General features: G+C 63.5%; 4 protein-coding genes. 1 reads left to right on the plus strand and 3 read right to left on the minus strand.

Features of this window, described 5'->3' with window-relative positions; genetic code table 11:
• The first annotated feature begins 39 nt into the window (after nucleotides 1-39).
• A complete protein-coding gene (locus NL2_RS14905; protein WP_068076477.1) occupies nucleotides 40-2,685 on the plus strand; it encodes a TonB-dependent receptor domain-containing protein in 2,646 nt (881 codons plus the stop codon).
• A 38-nt stretch (nucleotides 2,686-2,723) separates the two neighbouring features.
• Here the strand turns inward: NL2_RS14905 and NL2_RS14910 are convergent, their stop codons facing one another.
• From NL2_RS14910 to NL2_RS14920, 3 genes are all read right to left on the minus strand, one after another.
• A complete protein-coding gene (locus NL2_RS14910) occupies nucleotides 2,724-3,818 on the minus strand; it encodes a nucleotidyltransferase family protein (protein WP_084356110.1) in 1,095 nt (364 codons plus the stop codon).
• Nucleotides 3,766-4,914, minus strand: a complete 1,149-nt coding sequence (locus NL2_RS14915; RefSeq protein ID WP_068076479.1) for an AAA family ATPase — start codon at nucleotides 4,912-4,914, stop codon at nucleotides 3,766-3,768. The genes NL2_RS14910 and NL2_RS14915 overlap by 53 nt, the downstream gene beginning before the upstream one ends.
• A gap of 100 nt (nucleotides 4,915-5,014) precedes the next feature.
• Nucleotides 5,015-5,419, minus strand: coding sequence for a hypothetical protein (locus NL2_RS14920; protein ID WP_174522622.1), 405 nt, complete (start codon nucleotides 5,417-5,419; stop codon nucleotides 5,015-5,017).
• Nucleotides 5,420-6,153 lie beyond the last annotated feature (734 nt).

Below are 6,153 nucleotides of genomic sequence, written 5' to 3' on the forward strand. Positions count from 1 at the left end.
ACTACGGAGCGTTAGCTATCGGCATGGCTGGGCGGCGCGATGAGGCCCGACGCTGAACTGGCAAAATTCGCCAAGGCCATCCTCGCAGCAGGATGTGCGTTGCCCTTGCCCGCCTTTGGGGCCACGGCGGTTGCCGCCCCAAGCGATGCGCCAAGCGGCGGGAGGAACAGCCAAACCGACGACATCGTTGTACAGGGACACCGCGCCGATCCCGAGGTTCTCGTCGGCATCAAGGCCGAGGAAGACCTCGGCACGCAAGACATTGCCGCTTACGGCCTCGATACCGTGGGCGAATTGCTCGGTGAAATTGCCCCCGGGGTGATTCAAGGCGACGACGGTCCAGTTGTCTTGGTCAACGGCCGCCTCGCCACCGGCACCGAAGAGATTTCCGACTTGCCGACCGAAGCGGTCAGCAAGTTCCAGGTGTTGACCAAGGACGCCGCCGCCCGGCTTGGCCAAGGACCGCGGCGTCGCGTGATCAACTTGGTCATCAAACGCGACCACCGGCAACGGACGGCCAGTTCCGACTATGCCCTCGCTACGGCTGGCAACGGCACATCGGCGGGCGCCGCGCTGGACTTTGTCGAAATCGCGGCCGGCAACCGCACCACACTGACCGTGCGCGAACGTTATACTGCACCCTTGCTGGAAGCCGACCGGAACATCCCGTCGGACGTGTCCGGCATACCCTACGACTTGATCGGCAATATCCTGCCGTTCCCTGCGTTCGGCCTCGAGATCGATCCCGCGCTTTCGGCCCTGGCGGGATCGCCGGTCGGTGTCGCGGCCGTCCCGGCCGGCTTGGCCAATCCGCAATTGAGCGATTTCGCGCGCGGAGCAGGCCGGCCGAATGTCCCCGATATTGGGCGCTATCGAACGCTGGTCGGCGAACGCCGCAGCTACGAGATGAATGCCACGATCGCGCGCAGCATCAGTCGGCGCACGTCACTGACATTCAATCTGTTTGGCAACATTTCCATCGGCAAATCGCTGATCGGCGCGCCCGGCGTGCTGGTGGCGTTGCCCGCAAAGTCGGCGTTCTCGCCGTTCAGCCGCGATGTGAGTATCGCCCGCTATCTGGATGTGGCATTTGACCAGTCGCGCCACGCCAGTTCGATTTCGGCCAAGGTTGCCCTCAACACCGGCGTCGGAAAATTCAGTGTAGCGGTGCTGGCCAGCTACAAACACCGGAACCAGCGCAACGAAACCGACCGGCAAACCGATCTGGATGCACTTCAGGCCGGTATCGACAGCGGCGCAATCGATCCTTTCGCACCGTTGCCTGCTGCATTGCTGCGCGTTACCCGCCGCGACCTCACGCGATCGGTGTCGAACAGCGGCGAAGCGGCGGTGACGGTCTCGGGCGATGCGGTGAAGCTTCCGGCAGGTTGGGCAAATCTCACCTTGCACCTCGGCGGCAGCATCATCGAGCAAAGTGGACTTTCCAACATTACCGGAAGCCCGCTGCAACGTGACCAGACGCGCAAGGAGGTTTACGGGCAGATCTCGTTCGACCTGCCTGTCGCGAGCAAGGAGAGCGGCTTTCTGGGTGCGCTTGGCGATTTCAGGATAAACGGCAACGCCGGGTTTCGCAGTCCCAGCGACACCCGGCGCCTGACCAGCCATGGCTACGGAATCACTTGGCAGCCTTCAGCCACCATCAACCTGCGCGCATCGGTGAACCATGACGAGACAGCACCCTCGTTGTCATTGCTGGCCGACCCGGTCTCGGTCGTGGGCGGCGTGCGGTTTTACGATTTCATCCGCGCGCAGACGGTGCAGGTTGAACTTGTCACCGGCGGCAACCCTGATCTGCTGCCCGAGAAGCGGCGCACGATCAGCGTTGGCGGAAGTTTTCAGATGCTCAACCACAGGCGACTGACGTTTTCGGCGGATTACACAGCAACGCGGACCGTCAACGCCGTGAGCGGCCTTCCGCCCTTGAGCGTGGCCGTTCAGGCCGCCTTCGCCGATCGCTTCATCCGCGATGGATCGGGTCGCGTGATCGCGGTCGACAGCCGAGCTGTCAGCTTTGCTGCCGACGACCGCCAGCAACTGCGCTGGAGCATCAATCTGGTCACCTGCTTTGGCCAGCGTAACCTCTGGCCGCGGCGGCAGGGCCAACACAGCGCACCCGTGAATCTCGGTCGAGTCGGCAGCGATGATGGCGGCGGACCGACCGAATTGGCGGCGGCACCGGCTACCCGGCCGTGGCGGCTCAACTTCAACCTCTCGCACACGATAACGCTCAAGGCGCAAAGGCTCGCACGTCCGGGCCTGCCTGTGGTCGACCTGCTGCGCGGCGGTGCCGACGGGTATGGCGAAGGCCAGCCGCGACATACCGTGCAGTTCACGTTGGGTCTGGCCGGCAAAGGAGTCGGCGTGCAGGTGAACGGGGTCTGGCGCAGCGGCAGCGACCTCCGCGTCGGAACCACCGCGTCACCGGGCGACCTGCACTTTTCCGCGCGCTGCACGGCGAACATGCGAATTTTCGCAGAAATGGAAACACTGGCGCCGGACCGTACCTGGTCCAAGGGGCTGCGCCTGACGCTGTCTACGGACAATATCTTCAACTCCAGACAGGCCGTCCGCGATTCGAGCGGATTCACGCCCGCGCGCTATCAAACGTATCTGCTCGAACCCCTTGGGCGAACGGTGAAGTTCTCGTTACGCAAAATGTTTTGAGCTAAGTTCAGGGCAGCGCCGACACCTGCGCACCAGCGTCAGAGCTTGCCGACTGCGTGCGGCGCAAATTGCCTGTACGCGATCTTGGCCAGCCGGTGCCTGATCGATCCCCTGCGCGTTGCCTTTCCGCCCGCCGGGTTGCCGCCTGGTCGCAACGGCGGATCGAGCAGCATGCTCAGTGCCGTGAACACCGGCGCGAGCCAGGTCAATTGCAACTGCGCCTTGCGACGACGCCATTGCAGGCGTGCCACCCAGTCTTGGCTAGCGGCGATCGGTACGGCGACTTTGATCAGTGCCGTCAACGTCAGCAACTGGGTGCTGAGCGCGTGGCGAGCGTGCCCCTCGGGGAACAAGGCGAACATTTCGGCCCAGTCGATGGCTTCTCGCCCGGTTGCGATTGCCTTGAGGTCGAACAGATGCCGCACATCGATCGATCCGCGCCAATAGTCGCGCTCCTGCAGCTGGTCGTGCAGGATGATGATCGCGGCCTGCCGCGCCGGCGATGGGAGAATAGCGTGGCCGCTACCCAACGCGATACGCGTGCTTCCCGCCAGCAGGTCGTCGTAGCCATAGCTGGGAAATGGCGCTTTCAACCGGCAATGCAGGTCGATGCCACCGGCGTCACACCCACGATGGAAATTGCCGCCATCTAGCGGCTCGGCGTAAGCGTGCTCGCGGCGGTAGCCCAGTCCGGCCAGTATTTCGGCAGTTTCCTGCGCGGCCGAAACCGGCACAAGCAGGTCAAGATCTGAGAACAGCCGATCGGCGTATGTATCGCCGTGCTGGGCGAGGAATCCGGAACCCTTCAGCAGGATCGGCCGGATGCCTCGGCCGTTCATGGCGCAGACGGCTTCGGTTAGTTGGCCATGCATTAGCGCGTTGCGCGCGCGAGACCGGGTCGCGATCGTGTCCAGAAATTGAGCCACGTCGCCGGGCACGTCGGTCCTCGCAACAAGGGCACCCGCCAAGCATGGAGTGGTCAGCGTGCGGTTGGCCAGAGCGATGACCCGCTCCCATTCCACTGCGGAATCCGGAATGTTCCCCTCGATGCAGGACACCAGAGCTTCGAGCGTGGCGAGGTCAGAGCCCAAAGCGGCGTTCCATGAGCCCGGCGGCGTGGTCGGCTTCGTCATAGGCCAGGCGCAATGTCGTGGACCGCTCCGCCAGATCGACCATGGCTCGCACTACACCGATCGAACTGCGTCCCGAGGCAGCATACGCCTCGCCGAACAACGTCTGCACGCAGTCGAGCGGTGACCACGCGGAGAAACTTGCTTTGGCTGCGCCGGTTCGGTCGAGCTTGACAATGCCGCCGACTGGCCTCCTGCCCGATCCGGCAAAGCGCGGCAGCGGCGCATATCGCACACTGACACCATCGGCACGGATTTCCGGCGCGGCGACCGCGGATCCCAGTAGGTCCCAGCTGCCCTGCTTAAGCGTCAACGGCAAAGGCACGCCGCACACTTCGCCCGAGGCTGGATCGAACAAGACGATGTCGTCTCCTGCGATTTGGAAACCCTGCTGCGCCAGCGCTCGTGCCAAAGTGGACTTGCCGGTGCCCGGCGATCCGCACAATAAAACGGCTTCGCCATGACGTAAGGCGCAGGCGGCATGCAGCGCTACGATCCCGTCGTGAGCCAAGATCGACTGGACGATGGCGAAGCGCACTTGCGACGCGGTTTGTTCGCGCGGCACGATCCGGGTTGGCCGTCCCTCGACCATGATTGCCGCAATGCTGTCACAAGGCAGCACAGCTACCCGACGTCCGGCGCGATCGGCGTGGTGATGGGCGAGATGGGCATAAGGTGCGGCCAGTGCAGCACCGAACCGACCTGCGCCGAAATGAAGCGCGAACAACTCCGGACCCGCTTCGAGAGTCAACACCGGGCCTACTGCAACGGTCGGATCGTCCCAATCAAGCGCTGCCGACACGATTCCTTTCGTGGACCAGTCAAGCAGCCATCGTTCTAAATCGCGTTGTCCTGACCTCATGTGCCGATCGCCGGCTGCAAACGATCGCAGATCGTCGAACGTCGTTCCTTCGATGAGCCGCGCGATTAACGCTCCCGCCGACCCGTTCAGCTTCAGTATCTGCTGGTCATGTTCCAGGAACAGCGCCGGCTGGCCGGACAGAACGAGGGGGTGAACGGTATCCGCCAACGACAGCTGCAAGGATGGGAGCGCAGCAGTCGCAATGCCGCGCTCCTCCACAACCATCGTTGCCGCCATTTGCCCCATGCCCTACCTGTCTGACCCGGCCTGTCGTTATGACGGTCGCGCGAGTGTCTGTCGGAACGCTACGTTCGAATTGGGCCAGAACCTTTCCCGGTCATGGCGACTTGCCGTGCCCGGGCGCGTTGCCGGAATTGCCGGGCGAGCCTCCGGAGCCGCCCGACCCGCCCGAATTACCCGGTGATCCGCCCGACCCGCCGCCGGAGTTGCCCGGCGTGCCCCCGCCATTGCCAGGATTGCCGGGCGACGTTCCCGGTCCGTCATTGACCGGCGGGTTGCCGGGGGGTGGACCATCGAGACCGTTGCCCACGCCGTTGTTGCCATGCGAATGGCCGCCACCCGACTTGGCGATAGCCGGCGTGGAAAGCGTCGTTGAGAGCAGCACGGTCATCGTCGGTGGCACCACAACGGCAAATTTGCCGCATGCTTCCAGAAACCTGCGCCGATCCGATCCGTCGTTCAGTGTGGCATCGAATGACTTCTCGTTCGTGTCGGCATGCATGGCGCTTCCCCGGTTGGAAATTGGTCCGCTTGATTTTGGGATTTCGACAGCTTTTCGCTCGGGATACAAGCACCCGATCCGTAATAGCCGGGGCGATTTTGATCGCGACCTGGATGACTATCCCGATGAAGTATATCGTTGGTTATAACGTTGTCGCGACTGCCCCCAGTTGAACAGCGGATGGTGCAGGTTCCGCCTAGGCTCACTTCACCCGTAATGTGTGCCGGCCTTACGGGGCGGGCGAGTTGCCGCAATAGGACCGCCCATTAATTTGAGGTTCACCTTGCTTACGCAGTTTTGATGCGCGACCCATAGTTCCTTGTCACTGCAGGACGACCGGCGACTGTCACGGTCGCCGATCTGCAATGCGTGTTTTCGGGACCCACTCAGCCCAGGTAAGCCCGAATGAAGTCCCAGGTTGTTCGATCCGCGTTGCTGCCGGTGACGCTCGTACTGATGCTGGCCGCGTGCGGTGGCGGAAGCAGCGGCTCTGCCGTCGTGCTGCCGACACCCAGTCCCGCACCAACGCCCAAGCCCTCCCCCACACCTTCTCCCACACCGGTCCCTTCTCCGACACCTACGTCACCACCACCGCCGTCGTCATACAACCCGGCGAAGCTTCCGGACGGACGCCAACGCGCGTTTCCGACGGCGGAAGGGTTCGGCGCTGGTGCCACCGGCGGACGCGGCGGCCCGGCCATCCCGGTAACGACGCTGGCCGATTCGGGGGCGGG

Origin of the sequence: Novosphingobium lentum NBRC 107847 (assembly GCF_001590965.1) — a bacterium.
GTDB classification, from domain to species: domain Bacteria; phylum Pseudomonadota; class Alphaproteobacteria; order Sphingomonadales; family Sphingomonadaceae; genus Novosphingobium; species Novosphingobium lentum.

Excerpts from the sequence above, each read along its gene's own strand:
- NL2_RS14920 (WP_174522622.1), bottom strand. The coding sequence starts at position 5,419 with ATGCATGCCGACACGAACGAGAAGTCATTCGATGCCACACTGAACGAC.
- NL2_RS14910 (WP_084356110.1), bottom strand. The coding sequence starts at position 3,818 with ATGACGAAGCCGACCACGCCGCCGGGCTCATGGAACGCCGCTTTGGGC.
- NL2_RS14905 (WP_068076477.1), top strand. The coding sequence starts at position 40 with ATGAGGCCCGACGCTGAACTGGCAAAATTCGCCAAGGCCATCCTCGCA.
- NL2_RS14915 (WP_068076479.1), bottom strand. The coding sequence starts at position 4,914 with ATGGCGGCAACGATGGTTGTGGAGGAGCGCGGCATTGCGACTGCTGCG.